Origin of the sequence: Effusibacillus consociatus (assembly GCF_042652925.1) — a bacterium.
Lineage (GTDB): Bacteria > Bacillota > Bacilli > Tumebacillales > Effusibacillaceae > Effusibacillus > Effusibacillus consociatus.
This window is the reverse complement of sequence record NZ_JBHSHC010000183.1, coordinates 1-806: the sequence shown is the minus strand read 5'-3', so window position 1 is coordinate 806 and position 806 is coordinate 1. Positions and strand designations below refer to the sequence as shown.

At 53.2% G+C, this 806-nt stretch carries 1 protein-coding gene; it reads left to right on the top strand.

Annotated elements, in window-relative coordinates:
* Position 1: 1 nt before the first annotated feature.
* The coding region (locus tag ACFO8Q_RS23880) for a transposase (RefSeq protein WP_380029887.1) at positions 2-806 on the top strand (805 nt) is incomplete at its 3' end.

Here is an 806-nt window from a genome sequence, read left to right as displayed (position 1 = left end):
GATGCACAACCAGTATACCGATCTTTTTGTCAAGTTACCAGAGGTAAAGGTTCAACAAATTGTGGAAATGGATGAACAAACGATTCATATTCAGATTGTTCCAAAGTCACACAAACAGGCTTGCCCCATTTGCCGTTCGGATCGTTCGGTCATCCGCAAAGGCAGTAACAAAACCCGGAAAATCCGGCACACAGACGCTTTCGGCAAAATCGTTTATCTCCTAGCTCCGGCCATCCGTCTGTTCTGCAAGAATTGCCATGCCGGTTTTGTTTGGCAGTACGCGTTTGTCCGTCCTGGCAGACGCTACAGTACCGCGTTCGAGCAACAGGCCATTCGCACCGCGTCGGTCTCCACTGTCAAGCAGAGCGCGGAAATCCATCACATGCCGGTCAGCACATTGCAGACCAAGCAGCAACAATGGTTGTCTGTGGAAAGTGACCGGCTTCGCCAACTGGCGTGGGACGATGCCGCGAACAGCCGCCATCTCGTGCTGGGCATCGACGACTTTGCGATTCGAAAAGGTCATACCTACAATACCGGCATCCATAACCTCCGAGGCGAGGCGTTGCTGGATATCTTGCCCGGACGCAAGTTGGAAGAACTGCGGGATTATGCACAGGAGCACCCGGAGTTTTTGGCGCTTCGTCCCAAGGCGGTCGTGATGGATCTGGCTCCCTATTACCATGCCTGGATTCAGGAATGTTTTCCAAACGCCCTTCGAGTCGCGGACCGGTTCCATGTAACGCGTTACGTGATCGATGCCCTTCAAGCCGTTCGAAAAGACGTCCAGACCTCGCTAGCAGCCA